The organism is Pseudomonas sp. TNT2022 ID642 (assembly GCF_028656995.1).
Lineage (GTDB): Bacteria > Pseudomonadota > Gammaproteobacteria > Pseudomonadales > Pseudomonadaceae > Aquipseudomonas.
On record NZ_JAMDGW010000001.1, the window covers coordinates 112213 to 128580 of the forward strand.

Consider the following 16368-nt stretch of genomic DNA (forward strand, 5'->3'; position numbering starts at 1 on the left):
CAAATCCAATGTAGGCGCTGCCGCAGGCTGCGATCTTTTGTTTCTTTGACGCCCTCATCATCGCGCAACCTTATTGCACACCATTCAGCCTCAGCCGTGTTCGTTGTGACTCAAAGCCCTGTGCCTGACACTCGGGATCACTACTGGCCTGCTGGAGTTGCTGCGATGAATGAGTCTGTGCGTTTCGAAGATAAAGTCGTCATCGTCACCGGAGCCGGTGGTGGCCTCGGACGCGCCCACGCATTGTTGTTCGCCAGACACGGCGCGAAAGTGCTGGTCAACGATCTCGGCGGCTCGACCCAGGGCGAAGGCGCCAACGCCTCCGCCGCTGATCGCGTGGTGGCGGAAATCCGCGAAGCCGGCGGTATCGCCGAAGCCAACCACGACTCGGTCACCGACGGCGACAAACTGGTGCAGAACGCCCTCGACGTCTTCGGCCGTGTCGACGTCGTCGTCAACAACGCCGGCATCCTGCGCGACAAGACCTTCCACAAAATGGACGACGCCGACTGGGACCTGGTTTACCGCGTCCACGTCGAAGGCGCCTACAAAGTCACCCGCGCCGCGTGGCCACACCTGCGTGAGCAAAACTACGGCCGAGTGATCTTCACCGCCTCGACCTCCGGCATCTACGGCAACTTCGGCCAGTCCAACTACGGCATGGCCAAACTGGGTCTTTACGGTTTGACCCGCACTCTGGCCATCGAAGGCCGCAAGAACAACATCCTCGTCAATGCCATTGCACCTACTGGCGGCACACGCATGACTGAGGGCCTGATCCCACCGCAAGTCTTCGAGCAATTGAAGCCGGAGCTGGTCAGTCCGCTGGTGGTGTATCTGGCCAGCGAACAATGCCAGGAGACTTCCGGGTTGTTCGAGGTCGGTGGTGGCTGGATGGGCAAGGTGCGTTGGGAGCGCAGCCTCGGCGCCGGGTTTGATCCACGGGCGGGTTTCTCGCCGGAAGATGTCGCGGCGCACTGGCAGCAGATTTGTGATTTCGAAGGGGCGGCGCATCCGAAGGACAATATCGAGGCGCTGAAGGAAATGATGGCGAATTTGCAGAAGTATTCGTTGTAACAGCAAAGAAAAGCGAGCAGGCATGAATGCCTGCTCGCTTTTTTACTCTTCGATTTTGAATCCGGCTTTTCCGTTGGCTGCTCGCCATTCCTTGAAAATGCCGATCACGCCTATCGGACTGTCTTCAACGCCTTCTTCCGGATGGCATAAGACATCAGAAGCATTTGGATGCTCGGAAGTGCTGATGATCGTTTCAAAAATACGATCATGTTCGTACTCAGATGAGTAGTCACCTTCGAATAAGGAATTTATGAGCTCTATATATTCGCGCTCGGTGTAGTCTTCAAATCTTGCTTTAAGATTTTTATTCATTCCCCTGCGCCTTTTTTGGGTGATGGATCTTAATGTGTCGCTTAGGAGTAAGTATTTTCAGGTTGTCCATTTCGTAAACCGCTCCGCCAAGCTCAATAGGCTCTACATGATGCAGTTCGTATTTTCGCCGTTGACCGACGTGCTCGGATTGATGAGGCTTTGGTGACAATCCTCGGCGTAGGCTTGTCTGATCGACGCGGTTGAATAGCTGAAATAAATCCTCATCACCTGCTACCGCTTTCCAGAACGCTCTTCGAAACGCTTTAAAGCTCGAAAATTCCCTCCCCCGAAGTTTATCCGCAATCTGCTCAGGAATCGGCGCGCCTTCCGCCGTGGCAGCTGCTCCTAACCACCTACCTGAAACCGGCTGCCCCATCCCGCTCGCAACGCCGGGATCTTGCCGTCGATCCCGAAACATCGTGAAGACCGGTGGTATTCCGGATTCGATTGGAAAGACTGTGATCCATCCGCCAAACCCGTATAGATCCAACTGCGGATGGGGATCAATCCGTCCGCTATCTGGTCTTACCTCGGCACCGTCATAAAACGGTAAATCAGTGTCTGCCAACGGGAAATCGGTTGAGGGATTCTGCGGTTCAACCAGTGGTGTCCAGGTGACGACAGGGCCTCTGGAGCCGGGGTCCGTTGTCGTGGAAACGTAAACATTTTTCCGAGCGTCGAAACGGGCAAGTCTCACCGGCACATTGCTGGGGACTGTTACGCCATCAGTGGTGACGACGGCAATTTCTACGCGGTTTCCTACGGCTCTGGAGCCGAGTCTGACTGGCAGATCGACTTCAGCCTCGGCGGCTGCCAACTCATACAGATCTGCTTCCAGAACGGGCGCAAGGTCTGACAGTGGAACGCTTGCGGAGTAAAGGTCACCATTCCCCAGCTCTGAGGGAACCAGCAGAGCCGCGAAGCCCACGAGGACGGGGGCAGCGGCGGTCGAAATCGTTGCGACGGCAATGGATACCGCTGAGCGAAGGGCGGTCTTGAGTGCCAGAGCGGTCGTAGGGTTGCTGCCTAAAGCGCCGAGTGTTCCGGCGAACGTCGGGCCAAACGCGGCCGTTGAGCCCACGTTGGCAAATATAGGGTTTTTCCAGCGTTCCTCTGTTTGCGCCTGCCACTGGGCTCTCAAGCGAGCATTCTCTACTCGTCGCGCGGGCTCAGTCTGAGCATCCAGCAATGCTTGTTGGCGGTTTTTTTCCTGAGCCTCTAAAACGCCTTGCAATATCCTCTCGCGGCGCGCTTTTGCAGCGTATGCGCGATACAACGCCTCCTCTGCGCGCAACGCTCTTTCGCGCAGGCGCCACTGCTCTTGCTTTTGGGTACGGTGCGCTTTTTCATCAAGTACTCTTGCGGCCTCAGTACGGCGTAATGTTTCTGCTTTTGCTTCAAACCGTGCACGTTCTGCGCCCGTTCGTTTTGCTGCAGCATCGACAGCTATCCGAGCCTGTTCGGCCGCTGAGCGCCGAGACTTTGCCAATGCTGCGATCCGTGCTTTTTTCCGTGCCCAGTGATGTCCATGTTCGCGCTGCGCGGCGCCAGCGAGTTCCTTCAAATGTTGCTCGGATGAGATACGAGCACGTTCTTGAGCCAAGCGCTGACTCTCAGCCATTTCAGCTAGTCGTACCTGCTCCGCACGTGCAGCTTCGGCAATGTCTCTCTGATGTTGTTGTTGTTGTTGTTGTTGTTGTTGTTGTTGTTGTTGTTGTTGTTGTTCGGCCGCGATCCGTGCTCGTTCGTCAGCCAGTCGCTGAGCTTCTGCCGCTGCTGCATGCGCTTGATCATTGGTTTGCACCAAAGCCAGCCACTTGTGCACTTCGACCTGCTGTTGGTTGAGTATCTGAATTGACTGCGAAAGCAAATTCGCTTCGTGAGCCGCTCGGTATGAAGCGCCCCAAGCCTGCATAGCCAATCCGTGCGGATGGACCGAGCTATCGATGCGTTGTGCTCTTTGAAAAAAATCGTGAAAGCTTTTATTGAGCGGGGAAGCTCCGAAAAATTGATTGGAATTTAGAGTTTTTTGTCGGTGTTGAGCGGTTTTTCTAAGAATTAGCGTATGGCGTACTCCCAATTCTCGGGTGACGGTTTCAGCAGGAGGTAGCGGATGACTGGACCCTTCCAGACGTATTGCAGCCAGCTCCTGTTCAATTGTTTGGGGTAGTTGTTCAACACGGGTTTGAAATTCGTGAGCAGTTTTCACGCTGTGAGCAGTAAATGCCCGGGAAATTGCTCCCACATTGTTGGGAATGCCAAACGTGCCGCTGTTGGGGAGGTTGGTAGCGGTTCCCCTGATTAACGTTGTGTTTGGAGGCGCTGTTGCTGTCGTATGAACAGCTTCGGTTAACACAAAGGGTGGAGGCTTTTGCATATTCATGTCCTTTTGAATGTGCGTGATAAATCGCTGGCAAGTCAGCACGGCCGGTTGGTGACGTCCGTGTCGCCAGCGAAGGGTTGAGGTGTTTCAAGTTACAACAGACTTGCTGTTGCAAAATCCGAGAAGCCCGTCAGTAACAGGGCGTTGTTTTGAGAGGGGTTTCGCCGATTAATAACAAAGCGCGGAGAAATCTTCTAAACACCAGGAAACGTCCGACGCTGTTCTAGGAAGTTGATTGCAGGGTGAGGGGGGACTTTTCAACAGCCATAAAAAAGGCCGCTGCAAACGCAGCGGCCAAGGTAAGACGTTGGATCAAGGAGCTACAAATCAACGTCAGTGAACATCGGGGCGATAAACCGAAGTCTTCGATTTATCTGAAATCTGTCAGCAATGGCCTGAGTTGCTCAAAGGCCAGTGCTTCGTGCTTTGCGGCGTGTCCCGTGAAAGCGCGTTCAGAATAAGGTCTTGAACGCGTAGGAAAAATACCGATTCCGGACATGCACTGTTGCGGGGCATGCAACAGTCCCGTGATCCGATGTACGCCATGCGCTGCACTGATGATCCTCCATCCAGCCGATCCATGAACGGCGCAAAGCCCCGTCCCGCAAGGCTATTCATCCTTTCGAGCGACAACACGAATACCTCCTTGGTGCGCTTATCGACGCGGTTGCCCGGCAGTAGGGTGGGGCCTTCTGTCACTCACCGGGGAAGACGCATGACAAAAACAACAATGCGCGCCATCTTCACACCGCAGGCGCTGGCAGCCGCGGTGGCTCTGGGTTGCTGCGCCCAGGCGCAAGCGGTTGCGTTCAACATTGGCGAGATCGAGGGCACCTTCGACTCATCGCTGTCGATCGGTGCGAGCTGGGGCATGCGCGATGCCGACAAGTCGCTGGTCGGCACGGTCAATGGTGGTACCGGGCAATCTTCGACCGGTGATGACGGGCGTTTGAATTTCAAGAAGGGTGAGACGTTTTCGAAGATCTTCAAAGGCATTCACGACCTCGAACTCAAGTACGGCGACACCGGTGTCTTCGTGCGCGGCAAGTACTGGTATGACTTCGAGCTGAAGGACGAAGACCGCGAGTTCAAGCCGATCAGCGACAGCGGGCGTAAGGAAGGAGCGAAATCCTCCGGCGCACAAATTCTCGATGCGTTCGTCTATCACAACTATTCCATCGCCGATCTGCCGGGCACCGTGCGCGCCGGTAAACAAGTGGTGAGCTGGGGCGAAAGTACGTTTATCGGCAACTCGATCAACAGCATCAACCCGATCGACGTTTCAGCGTTTCGTCGCCCCGGAGCGGAGATCAAGGAGGGTCTGATTCCGGTCAACATGCTGTTTGGCTCGCAAGGCCTGACCGATCAACTGACCGTTGAAGGTTTCTATCAACTGGAATGGGACCAGACCGTTCTCGACAACTGCGGCACCTTCTTCGGCGTCGATGTGGCGGCGGACGGGTGCAACAACGGCTACACCGTCGGCAACCCGGCGATCGCACCGTTTGTCCCGCTGACTCAGGCCTTTGGCCAAGGCATTCAGGTGACTCGCGAAGGCGTGGTGATCCCCCGTGGTGGCGACCGCGATGCACGGGACTCCGGGCAGTGGGGTACGGCGTTGCGCTGGCTCGGTGACGACACTGAATACGGTCTCTACTTCATGAACTACCACAGCCGTACGCCGACCGTCGGCACCACCACGGCCGGCCTGTCGACGCTGGCTGCATTGCCGGGCATGGTCGGGATCGCCAATGGCCTGGCACCCGGCAGCGGTTCCGGTCTGGCGCAGAGCGTCATGCTCGGACGCGGTCAGTACTACCTCGAATATCCGGAAGACATCCGTCTGTACGGCGCGAGTTTTTCCACCACATTGCCCACCGGTACCGCGTGGACCGGTGAGATCAGCTACCGACCGAACGCTCCGGTGCAGGTCAATACCAACGATCTGACGCTGGCGCTGCTCAACCCGATTGCCGGCGGCGCTGCTTCGCCACTGACGACGTCACCGGGTGCGGACAACAAAGGCTATCGGCGCAAAGAAGTTACGCAAATCCAGAGCACCCTCACGCACTTCTTCGATCAGGTCTGGGGCGCTCAGCGTTTGACTCTGGTCGGTGAAGCGGCGGTGGTGCGGGTCGGCGGTCTGGAGTCGCGCGACAAGCTGCGTTATGGCCGCGACTCGGTGTATGGCCAATACGGTTTCGGCGGCGACACCGACGGCTTTGTCACCTCGACCTCTTGGGGCTACCGCGCCCGGGCGATCCTTGATTACGCCAACGTGATCGGCGGGATCAACCTCAAACCCAACCTGTCGTGGTCGCACGACGTCGCCGGTTACGGACCCAACGGTCTGTTCAATGAAGGCGCGAAAGCGATCAGCCTCGGCGTCGATGCCGACTACCGCAATACCTACACCGCGAGCCTCAGTTACACCGACTTTTTCGGTGGCGACTACAACGTCCTCGAAGACCGTGACTTCGTCGCACTGAGCTTCGGCGTGAACTTCTGATCTGCCCGAGAAGGATGACTGCAATGCGCAAAATGATTCTGCAATGTGGTGTGCTGGCCCTGAGTCTGCTGGCAGCCAACGTGATGGCGGCGGTGTCGCCGGACGAGGCCAACAAGCTCGGCACCAGCCTGACGCCGCTGGGGGCCGAGAAGGCTGGCAACGCTGATGGTTCGATTCCGGCGTGGACTGGCGGCATCCCGAAAAATGCCGGGGCGGTGGACAGCAAAGGCTTCCTCGCCGACCCGTTCGCCAATGAAAAACCGCTGTTCACCATCACTGCGGCCAACGTCGACAAGTACAAGGACAAGCTCTCAGACGGCCAGGTGGCGATGTTCAAACGCTACCCGGAAACCTACAAGATCCCGGTCTACCCGACCCACCGCACGGTCGCCGCACCGGCGGAGATCTATGAGTCGGCCAAACGCAGTGCGCTCAACGTGACCACCATCAACGACGGTAACGGCCTGGCCAATTTCACTGGCAATCGCTACTACGCTTTTCCGATTCCGAAGAACGGCGTTGAAGTGCTGTGGAACCACATCACCCGTTATCACGGCGGCAACGTCAAACGCATCATCACCCAGGTCACGCCGCAGACCAACGGCAGCTACACGCCGATCCGCTTCGAAGAAGAGATCGCCGTGCCGCAACTGATGAAAGATCTCGACCCGGAAAAAGCTGCCAACGTGCTGACCTTCTTCAAGCAATCGGTGACTGCGCCAGCGCGTCTGGCCGGTAACGTGTTGCTGGTGCACGAGACCCTCGATCAAGTGAAGGAACCGCGTCTGGCGTGGATCTACAACGCCGGCCAGCGTCGCGTACGTCGCGCGCCGCAAGTGGCCTATGACGGCCCGGGCACCGCCGCCGATGGCCTGCGCACGTCGGACAACTTCGACATGTTCTCCGGCGCTCCGGATCGCTACGACTGGAAACTGGTCGGCAAAAAGGAAATGTACATTCCCTACAACAGTTACAAGCTCGACTCACCGAAGCTCAAATACGACGACATCGTCAAGGCCGGACACATCAATCAGGACCTGACACGTTACGAACTGCACCGGGTGTGGGAAGTGATCGGCACGGTGAAACCGAACGAGCGGCACATCTACGCCAAGCGCCACATGTACATCGACGAGGACAGCTGGCAAGTAGCGCTGGCCGATCACTATGACGGTCGCGGACAACTTTGGCGCGTCGCCGAAGGTCACGCGCAGTACTACTACGATCACCAGGCCCAGGCCTACACGCTGGAAGCGCTCTACGACATCATCGCCGGTCGCTACATTGCGTTGGGCATGAAGAACGAAGAGAAGCACAGCTTCGAATTCGGCTTCGAAGCCAAGGCTGCCGATTACACACCATCGGCCTTGCGCGCCGAGGGCGTGCGGTAACGGTTCTGATACATCGGCAGGGCAAAAGGCGACCGCTCGGTCGCCTTTTTTATGGGCGTCAATCAGCGCGCTGAATACTCGTCAACAAGCGCGCGGGAGAGGGCTAGGGTGAGCGCACAACGATAAGAAGGCTCACTCGATGACTGCCATGACCCCGTGCCTGGATCGACCCGGATTTTTGCCCAGGCTTTCTTCCCATCATCAACTTCGCCCTCGACTGAGTGAGCCGCTACTGACGGCTGTGGCGCGGATCAGGCTGGTCTGCGCACCGGCCGGCAGTGGCAAAAGCGCGTTGCTCTCCGAATGCCTGTCACAGGCACCGGCAGACTGTGTAGTGCACTGGCTGCCACTGATGGGCGTGTCGTTGAGTAGCGAGGCGTTCTGTCGGCGGCTGAGTCAGGCGTTGGGGCTGGCAGAGATGGATGAAGCGCAGTTGGCTGCGGTGTTGGCTCGCTGGTCGACACCGACCTGGCTGTTTATCGACGATTACTGCCGGCTCCCCGCGCCGGCACTCGATGCATTGCTCGACCGCTTGCTGGCGCTCAGCAGCCCGACATTGGTCTGGTGGATCGGCACGCGTCGACGGCCGCAATGCAATTGGCCGCGGTTGCTGCTCGACGACGAATTGTATGAATGCGAGAGCGCTACGCTGGCACTGGCTCCGGACGAAATCGCCCAAGCGTTGAAGCACTTGTCAGCGGAGCAGGCTGCCAGTGTTGCTGCGCGGATCGTCCATCGAACCGGTGGCTGGTGCGCCGGAGTGCGCATGGCCTTGATGCAAAAATGCGACTGGTCGCAAAGCACCCAACCGCAGCAACGGGTGGAAACGTTGCTGGATTATCTGCAGCACGAATTGTTCAGCGGTCTGACGCCGGAGTTGGCGGAAGTCTGGCGGGTTTTGGCGAATCTGCCGCGCTTCAACGCTGAGCTGTGTGAGCACTTGTTTGGGGCCGGAGAGGGGGCGGATTACCTGCGGACCCTGCAAACGCTGGGTTGTTTTATCGAGCCATGGAACGACTCGTCGCAGTGGTTGCAGATCTTTGCACCTCTGGCCCAGGTGATGCGCGATGAGCGCTGGCCCGCAGCCCGTTCATGGCACCGTCGGGCGTGCCAATGGTTCGCAGCTGCCGAGGACTGGCGCTCGGCTTTCGAGCAAGCGCTGCTTGCCGAGGAGTTCGAAACGGCAGTGAGTCTGTTGCAACACTTCAACTTCGAACATCTTTTTGAAGAGCAGACCGTTGTGCTGTTGTTGCGCCTGCATGAATCTCAGGGCGAAGGAGTGACCCTGGCTTCACCGCAATTGGTCGGGTTGATTACCGCAGCGCTGCTGTTCGCCGGGCGGTTCGAACAGGCCACGCAGTGCATCGCGCACTTGGTGAGATTCATGCCGCAACCTTCGGCGGCACTGGAGCGACAACTGATTGCGCGCTGGCAAGCGCAACAAGGTTGGCTGATGCATTTGCAGGGGCGTATGACGCCTGCGCGCGAATTCTTTCAACAAGCGCTGAGCGTCCTTGATGGCGATGCCTGGGCCATAAGACTGTTGTGCCTGTCAGGGCTGACGCAACAAGCCTTGCTTTGTGATGAACTCGAACAAGCGCACGCCATCAGTCGCGAAGCGTTGTGTCTGGCGCGAGCACAAGGCTCCTTGCTGTTTGAAGGCTTGCTGGAACTGGATCACGCGCAGTTGCTAGAGCAGCGTGGTGCTCCCGCCCGCGCTGACAATCTGTTGATGAGCGTCGAGCAATTGCTCGGCCAGCGCGCCGAGCGGCCATCACCGCTATTGGGGCGTATCGCTTTACGCCGTGGCCAGTTGACCTTGAGCATGGGGCTGGAGGAGCAAGCTGCTGCGCTGTTCAAGCGTGGCCTGGAGGATTGTCTGCGCAGTCACGATAAACGTGTGCTGTACGGCTATTTGGGGCTGGCACAGATTGAGGCCAATCATTGTGAATATGCGCAGGCATTTGAGCGCTTGCACGAGGCTGAACGGTTGATGCAGCAGCGACGCATCCCGGATACGGTTTATCGCGGTGTGTTGTTACAGATCAGTAGTCAGATCTGGCTGCAACAGGGGCGGGCGCAATTGGCTCATGAGGCGCTGAGCCGGGTGCTGCGCCACTATCAAGCCCCGAACGCCTTGCAGGCACCGCCGGCGACAGTTCAATTGATTGCACGTATCCAGTATTTGCTGATATTGGCCGCGGCATCTTTGCAACGGGGTAGTGATCTGCCAGAGCAACTTCAGGTGTTACTGGATAAAGCACGCAAGTGCGGGGCGCAGACACTCGAGGCAGAGCTGCATTTCGCCTTGGCCGAGGTGGCATTGCTGCACAATGATTTGCTACGGGTAGTTGATCATGTGGAATCCGCATTGAAGATCGTCCGGCGCTCGGGGGCGCAATGGCTGATACGTCAGGTCACCCTGCGCTCACCGAAAATATTTGATCCGACAATTATTCCGGACGAAAAGCAGCAAGTCATAGCTGGATCTGAAGCTGAAAGTTCACTGAGTCAGCGAGAGTTGCAGGTGTTGGCGTTAATTGCGACAGGTGACTCCAATCAACAGATCGCAGAAAAACTTTTCCTTTCATTGCATACCGTTAAAACACATGTCCGAAGGATTTATATAAAGTTGGGGGTGGTGCGTAGAACTCATGCGGTGGCGAAGGCTAGAACATTGGGTTTGATGTTGGTGTGAGGTTGTTAAGTATTTGTGGTTGTAACGTCAGGGGTTGTTGCTGTTGTGGTTAAACACTGTTGGAAACAGTGCGGTGGGTATCTTTCTGCTCTGCATCTGAATTAGTTTGATTTGGCGAGGCAAGTTGTAGTTGGTCACTTGTCATAATCAAGCTGATAGAGATTTTATTGTGGAAATGAATAAAGAAGTCGAAGGTGAAAGTCTGCGTGAAGTGGGGAAAGCCCTGGAAAGTATCTCGCAAGAGTTGAAGCTTGCTCCGTCATTCTCGGTAGTACTGCAGGACACTTTGCGTGAAGCGTTATGGAAATTCTCGGAAGGCGCGCGACTAAGCAGCCTGTTTGTCAATGTCGTGGCGGGCGCCAGGCCGAAAAATAAACAGCCAGTCGGACGTTTGCTGGATGTCGCGCTTGAGTGCCTGCGAAGAGGTCGGGCGCCAAACTATGATGTCAATGATTATGGCGTTTTCGATCACCCGAGTTTTACCCGTCGTGAAGACTTGCTTGCGCAAGTGCCGATCCTGGCAGTTGAAAAACTGCTAGCAGATTTGCTGAAGCAGCTTGCAGTTGATTACACGGCTTCTGTGCGCAAGTACTGGGAAAACCCGACTGTTCAAAAAGCTGGCGGGGCTTATCCCCAGTTATCGCGCAAGTCTGCTCTGGGTGTTCTCGAAGCTGGCCTTTTCACTCGCGAGCTGGAGGCGTTGGCGATTCAGGGCCTCATCACTGCGCAAGAAAGGGCGCTAATCAGTACAACAGTGCAAGCTGGTCTGACAGGCACTTGTTACGGGGTTTTTATTGAAGGCCAGAATGGCAAATACATTGAGCAGAACGCGATGTTTGTACTGCCCCTTAAAAAACCTGTTTACGAACAATTGGTTTCAGGTGAGCAGGGCGCTGTTGTGCTGTATAGCGCAAGTCGCGGTCTTGAGGTGTTTTCCTCCACGTCAACACTCGAACAGACGCTACTAAAACGACTGGGCACTCTGGAGACTCAGGATGAATTTCTGCAAGCGCTACCGCTTAGTGAACGAGCGGGATTTGCCTATGTTCCCGCCATTCGCTTTTTGAAAGTCCGCGCGAATTTGTTTGAGCGCTTCGTGGATAAAAGGCTTCAGACGATGTACAGCGACGTCACTGGGTATCTTCAATCCGTCGGTATGCCAAGTACGGATTTTGATAAAGTTGTTGTCGCTGTAGAAAACGCACAATCCTTGCCAGCTGTTATTCGCCAAGCGAAGCAACGCCAGATACAACTGCTAAAGCATATAGACCGCAATGCTTGGCCTCACTGGTTGAAGAGTAGCTCCGATGTCAATCAGGAAGTCTATGTTTCTCTGAAAAAGCAGTTGCTGGAATCCGAGGTCAAACACCACGATGTCACTCACGGTGTTTCTTCCCTGAAAGACTATGCGCGGTTAGTCGTAGAGGACTTCATATCGCCGGGTAAAGATGAACGAATCGACCCGGACACCTTATTCGTGAAGGTCACCCATACCGTGCCTCTGGCGGATGGCAAGAAAGTGGAGCTCATCGAGCGCAAAACACTGACTCAGGCCTTTATGCACGGTACTCACGATTTGGCAGGGCAATATCAGATCGTTCCGGAAGTCCCCAGCAGTCTTCCAAAACTGAGCCCTTCCAGCATCCTCCGTGCCATCCAGACGTTGAATGTTCGTGTTGCTTATACTTCGGCGCAACGCCTTCTTCATTCGACAGAAGAGTTTTCCGAATCTCTTCGAGAGGTCTTTGGTCGCCGAACTGCGCTATCCATGTTCTCGGCGATCCTGCAGAAGCACGTGAGTCCGGCTGCGCAGGATCTGGTGACGCGTTACAACCTCGGTGACGTTTCGATTGAAACGCTGGGCGTGGCACTCAAAAACTGGTTCAAACCCTTCAATGGTTTGCTGGTTTATCGCAGGAAAGGTGTGGCAGCCGATCGTAGCGCTCATGTCCTTCATATGCCGGGTTCGCCAGTCGGGCAGGACTGGTTCGAATTCGCTGACCTGAAAAGCTTGCAGAACAAGTTGGCGCAATGGGCGGCCAAACCTGAAACCTGGGCGTACATGCTGAGTCAGGCACACGCCAGCGACAGTGCCGAGTTGCAACGTGATTATCTAAGCAAAAAACCCTTTGAGATGCTGGACGAACGGTGGTGGTCGAAGATTAAGCTGGTTGATTTAGCCGAGAAGGGGCCTTTGTTCGGCGCCGTTGAAAATCACATCATGTGGAATATCGATCAAACCGAAGTCGCTACCCCCCAATGGTACAGAAAGGCTAATTCGAGCGATCAGCAACTACTCAATCGTCTGAATCATGATTTCAAGGCTATTCATCATCATTCCCGGGAGACACTGGCGGTCGAGCCGTTCAAACAGTTTGCCAGTCAGCTGGTGAAGAAGGAGCTGAAGCAATATTTTGCTCGGACAGGTTCATCTGTGGACATTAACCCTGATGAGATCTGGGTCAACTTTCACGCCGATTCGAAAATCAGCCTCACCGATCTGTTTATTCAGTGGCAAACGTGGCGCAGTGACGTAAGCGCGTTTGAGAAATTTTTCACTTGGGTGAACCCTCTGTTGGCCGGGCCTGGTGAATTGAGAGAGCAGCTCAGAAAAGCCACTTTCTGGACGTTTACCGGTCAGCGCATTGACCAGCTGAATGCCAGTGTTATCAATAATCTGATCGATCTGAGACCCGGTGAAAAGTATCTTCAATATCTGAAGGACAAATTCCTCAATGCGTCCGATGTTGACCTGAAGTCAAACCTGTATCGAAAAACAAAACAAAACGAAATGCTTCGCGCTGCATTGATACAGAAAATCAAAGGCGAACTGTCGGTCGACCAATACAACTGGTTGCAGGGACTCATTAACGGATTTGATCGGGATCTGCCTCGTCAGGGCACCGTCACCACGGGTGGTAAGCCGGGCATTGGTGTTTATGAGTTCACCCTTAGGGGACGCGCCCTTGTCGGCGCTTACGTTTTTGGGCGCAAAGTCAGCGGGCGTGATGAGTTTTTTGTCTATATTCCCGACACGCCTGATGGCAAGGATTTCTTCCCTGTGCAGGAACTTGCGGGTCGGTTGAAAAGCGTGACCTTCAACAAAAAGGTCTTGAGCCTCGCTCGTCTGGAACATCAGCAGGAAGTGAAAAATCTCCTGGACACTTACTGGGACTCGATCCCGGTAGCGACCGGCACTCCGGAATTGACCAACAGTTATCCAATACTGGCTTTCAAAAAGGAGTACCTGGCTAAAATCGGGCAGCTCGTCGCCGATGTGGGTTTCCAGACAACCAGTTATCTGGAAGCGCTGTGGAAAGATGTGAGGGTACTGGCCGAATTTGCCCTGGATGTGGCTTCGATGTTCATTGCGCCACTTGGTCTCGCACTGACCGTATTGCGCATTACTCAGTCGGTTGTGCAGGGCATTGTGGCTTCCAGTCAGGGTTCCGATGAGGCTGCGAAAGCACACTTTGCATCGGCGTGGAGAGGGGCGATTCTGTTGTACGTTGGCAAAGTGGCGGCGATCGGCGCGCCCGTCAACCCGATTGCGCTGCTATCGAGCGTCAGGGACTTTGCTGACGTGGTGAAAGGCGTCACCGGCGTTGAAGTCAGCATCAGCTACGTGACCGCAGTCACGGCACGTCCTGCGGTCGTGAACAGCACCACTCGCCTGCTCAACTGACAGGTGAAACCGCGCGAGTAACGGCCCTCGTTACTCGCTCGATTGGCGCAGTTCAGGCCTGCAGAGGCTCATAACCCATCCGCCAACTCACGGCCCGTGTCGCCGCCAGCAACCGCTGCGCCGCCGGGCCGTTTTCGTCGGCGTGGAACAGAGAGGTCGGCCCCACAATGGTCAGCACGGCGGCGACCTGGCCGACGGCGTTGAATACCGGCGCGGACAACGCGTCCACACCCGGCATCAGCAAACCATGCACATGATGCAGACCGCGTTCGCGAATCTGTTCGCACAGCGTTGCGTAAGTTTTCTCGTCTTTCAGCGGATGGTCGGCAGCGGCAATCTCCTGGACGCGCAAATCATCGGTTTCGCGATGTGGCAGATAAGCGCTGAATACCAACCCGGTTGATGAACTGAGCAACGGCAGTACCGAACCCAATTGCGTCACCACCGTCACTGCACGCACCGCCGGTTCGATGTGCACAACGGTTGCGCCCTGGTTGCCCCACACCGCCAGAAAGCAGGTTTCGTTGAGTTCGTCGCGCAGTTCGGCCAGTGGCAGTGCGGCGACTTTCAGCACGTCCATACTGTTGAGTGCGGCGAGGCCCACGCGCAGTGCTTCCCGGCCGAGGCCGTAATGGTTGGTCGCGGTGTTCTGCTCGGCAAATCCCGAGGCGATCAACGCCTGTAAATAGCGATGAACCTTGCTCGCCGGCATTTGCACATGTTCGGCCAGACGCGACAACGAAGTGGACGGCGACAACTCAGCCAGGGCCTTGAGGATGTCGGTGCCGACTTCGGCGGAGCGGACTTTCTGTTTGCCGTTGCTGTCGCTGGTTTTTTCCATGGTGCGGCCGGGTTCCGAAACGATTGGGCGTCTTTATAGCTTGACGCTGGATAGCGAGCAAATTACGTTATGCGTAATCGAATTACGATAAAAACAAACCCGGCGTGCCGAAACCTCTGAGCCAGAGCGATGGGCCACTGCCGACTCCCTGTTCAGGAGGCTCCATGAACCTCGATTCAACCGCTCAGGCGCTGGCGTATCAGTCCGGTTTCGGTAACGAATTCAGCTCTGAAGCGTTGCCCGGTGCGCTGCCCGTCGGCCAGAACTCGCCGCAAAAAGCTCCGTACGGCCTCTATACCGAATTGTTTTCCGGTACCGCGTTCACCATGACCCGCAGTGAAGCGCGGCGCACCTGGATGTACCGCATTCAGCCGTCGGCCAATCACCCGGCCTTCGTCAAACTGGAACGGCAACTGGCCGGTGGCCCGTTGGGCGAAGTGACGCCTAATCGCCTGCGCTGGAATCCGCTGGAGATCCCGGCCGAGCCGACCGATTTCATCGACGGTCTAGTGAGCATGGTCGCCAACGCTGGCGCGGAAAAGCCGTCCGGCATCAGCATCTACAACTACGTCGCCAACCGTTCGATGGAGCGCGTATTCTTCAACGCCGACGGCGAACTGCTGCTGGTGCCGCAACTCGGGCGTCTGCGCATTGCTACCGAATTGGGTGTGCTGGACGTGGCACCGCTGGAAATCGTCGTGCTGCCACGTGGCCTGAAATTCCGCGTTGAATTGCTCGACCCGCAAGCCCGCGGTTACGTCGCCGAGAACCACGGCGCGCCGCTGCGCCTGCCGGATCTGGGGCCGATCGGCAGTAACGGTCTGGCCAATCCGCGCGACTTCCTGACCCCGGTCGCCGCTTACGAGAACCTGCAGCAACCGACCACACTGGTGCAGAAATTCCTCGGCCAGTTGTGGGCCACCGAACTCAATCACTCGCCCCTGAACGTGGTCGCCTGGCACGGTAACAACGTGCCGTACAAATACGATCTGCGCCGTTTCAACACCATCGGTACGGTGAGTTTCGATCACCCGGATCCGTCGATCTTCACCGTGCTGACCTCGCCGACCAGCGTGCACGGCCTGGCCAACCTCGACTTCGTGATTTTCCCGCCGCGCTGGATGGTCGCCGAGAACACCTTCCGTCCGCCGTGGTTTCACCGCAATCTGATGAATGAATTCATGGGCCTGATCCAGGGCGAATATGACGCCAAGGCCGAAGGTTTTGTGCCCGGCGGTGCGTCGCTGCACAGCTGCATGAGCGCCCACGGCCCGGATGGCGAGACCTGCATCAAAGCGGTCAATGCCGAACTCAAACCGGCAAAAATCGACAACACCATGGCCTTCATGTTTGAGACCAGTCAGGTGCTGCGCCCAAGCCGCTTCGCCCTCGACTGCCCGCAACTGCAATCCACTTACGACGCTTGCTGGGCCACGCTGCCCGCCACGTTCGACCCGACCCGGAGATAACCC

The 16368-nt window shown here is 56.4% G+C and carries 9 protein-coding genes; 6 read left to right on the forward strand and 3 right to left on the reverse strand.

From position 1 onward, the window contains the following. Positions 1-165 precede the first annotated feature (165 nt). Positions 166-1077: an SDR family oxidoreductase gene (locus M5G26_RS00540; RefSeq protein WP_134174656.1), complete on the forward strand. Its 912-nt coding sequence runs from the start codon at positions 166-168 to the stop codon at positions 1075-1077. A 42-nt stretch (positions 1078-1119) separates the two neighbouring features. Here M5G26_RS00540 and M5G26_RS00545 read toward each other — a convergent pair whose 3' ends face one another. Beyond that, entirely contained in the window at positions 1120-1389 is a 270-nt protein-coding gene (locus M5G26_RS00545) for a bacteriocin immunity protein (RefSeq protein WP_038357567.1), read from the reverse strand. Further along, positions 1382-3766, reverse strand: coding sequence for an S-type pyocin domain-containing protein (locus tag M5G26_RS00550; RefSeq protein ID WP_273914189.1), 2385 nt, complete (start codon positions 3764-3766; stop codon positions 1382-1384). The genes M5G26_RS00545 and M5G26_RS00550 overlap by 8 nt, the downstream gene beginning before the upstream one ends. Positions 3767-4487: 721 nt before the next feature. On the opposite strand from M5G26_RS00550, the gene M5G26_RS00555 reads away from it, so the two are divergent. From M5G26_RS00555 to M5G26_RS00570, 4 genes are all read left to right on the forward strand, one after another. Then, positions 4488-6281 carry a DUF1302 domain-containing protein gene (locus M5G26_RS00555; protein WP_134174660.1) on the forward strand — a complete coding sequence of 598 codons (1794 nt, stop codon included), beginning with the start codon at positions 4488-4490 and terminating at the stop codon, positions 6279-6281. 23 nt (positions 6282-6304) lie between these two features. Then, on the forward strand, positions 6305-7672 hold the full coding sequence (locus M5G26_RS00560) for a DUF1329 domain-containing protein (protein WP_038357570.1): 1368 nt from the start codon (positions 6305-6307) through the stop codon (positions 7670-7672). 139 nt (positions 7673-7811) lie between these two features. Continuing rightward, entirely contained in the window at positions 7812-10370 is a 2559-nt protein-coding gene (locus M5G26_RS00565; RefSeq protein WP_273914190.1) for a helix-turn-helix transcriptional regulator, read from the forward strand. A 175-nt stretch (positions 10371-10545) separates the two neighbouring features. Beyond that, positions 10546-14055 (forward strand): dermonecrotic toxin domain-containing protein, encoded by a 3510-nt coding sequence (locus M5G26_RS00570; RefSeq protein WP_273914191.1) that lies wholly within the window; start codon positions 10546-10548, stop codon positions 14053-14055. Between the two features lie 52 nt (positions 14056-14107). Here M5G26_RS00570 and M5G26_RS00575 read toward each other — a convergent pair whose 3' ends face one another. Then, on the reverse strand, positions 14108-14896 hold the full coding sequence (locus M5G26_RS00575; RefSeq protein ID WP_273914192.1) for an IclR family transcriptional regulator: 789 nt from the start codon (positions 14894-14896) through the stop codon (positions 14108-14110). Positions 14897-15060: 164 nt separating this feature from the next. Between M5G26_RS00575 and hmgA the strand changes: the two genes are divergently transcribed. Further along, entirely contained in the window at positions 15061-16365 is a 1305-nt protein-coding gene (gene hmgA, locus M5G26_RS00580; protein WP_273914193.1) for a homogentisate 1,2-dioxygenase, read from the forward strand. Positions 16366-16368: the final 3 nt, after the last annotated feature.

Bases quoted from the DNA above. Each gene is read 5' to 3' on its own strand.
- M5G26_RS00540 (WP_134174656.1), top strand. From the start codon at position 166: ATGAATGAGTCTGTGCGTTTCGAAGATAAAGTCGTCATCGTCACCGGA.
- M5G26_RS00545 (WP_038357567.1), bottom strand. From the start codon at position 1,389: ATGAATAAAAATCTTAAAGCAAGATTTGAAGACTACACCGAGCGCGAA.
- M5G26_RS00550 (WP_273914189.1), bottom strand. From the start codon at position 3,766: ATGCAAAAGCCTCCACCCTTTGTGTTAACCGAAGCTGTTCATACGACA.
- M5G26_RS00555 (WP_134174660.1), top strand. From the start codon at position 4,488: ATGACAAAAACAACAATGCGCGCCATCTTCACACCGCAGGCGCTGGCA.
- M5G26_RS00560 (WP_038357570.1), top strand. From the start codon at position 6,305: ATGCGCAAAATGATTCTGCAATGTGGTGTGCTGGCCCTGAGTCTGCTG.
- M5G26_RS00565 (WP_273914190.1), top strand. From the start codon at position 7,812: ATGACTGCCATGACCCCGTGCCTGGATCGACCCGGATTTTTGCCCAGG.
- M5G26_RS00570 (WP_273914191.1), top strand. From the start codon at position 10,546: ATGAATAAAGAAGTCGAAGGTGAAAGTCTGCGTGAAGTGGGGAAAGCC.
- M5G26_RS00575 (WP_273914192.1), bottom strand. From the start codon at position 14,896: ATGGAAAAAACCAGCGACAGCAACGGCAAACAGAAAGTCCGCTCCGCC.
- hmgA (WP_273914193.1), top strand. From the start codon at position 15,061: ATGAACCTCGATTCAACCGCTCAGGCGCTGGCGTATCAGTCCGGTTTC.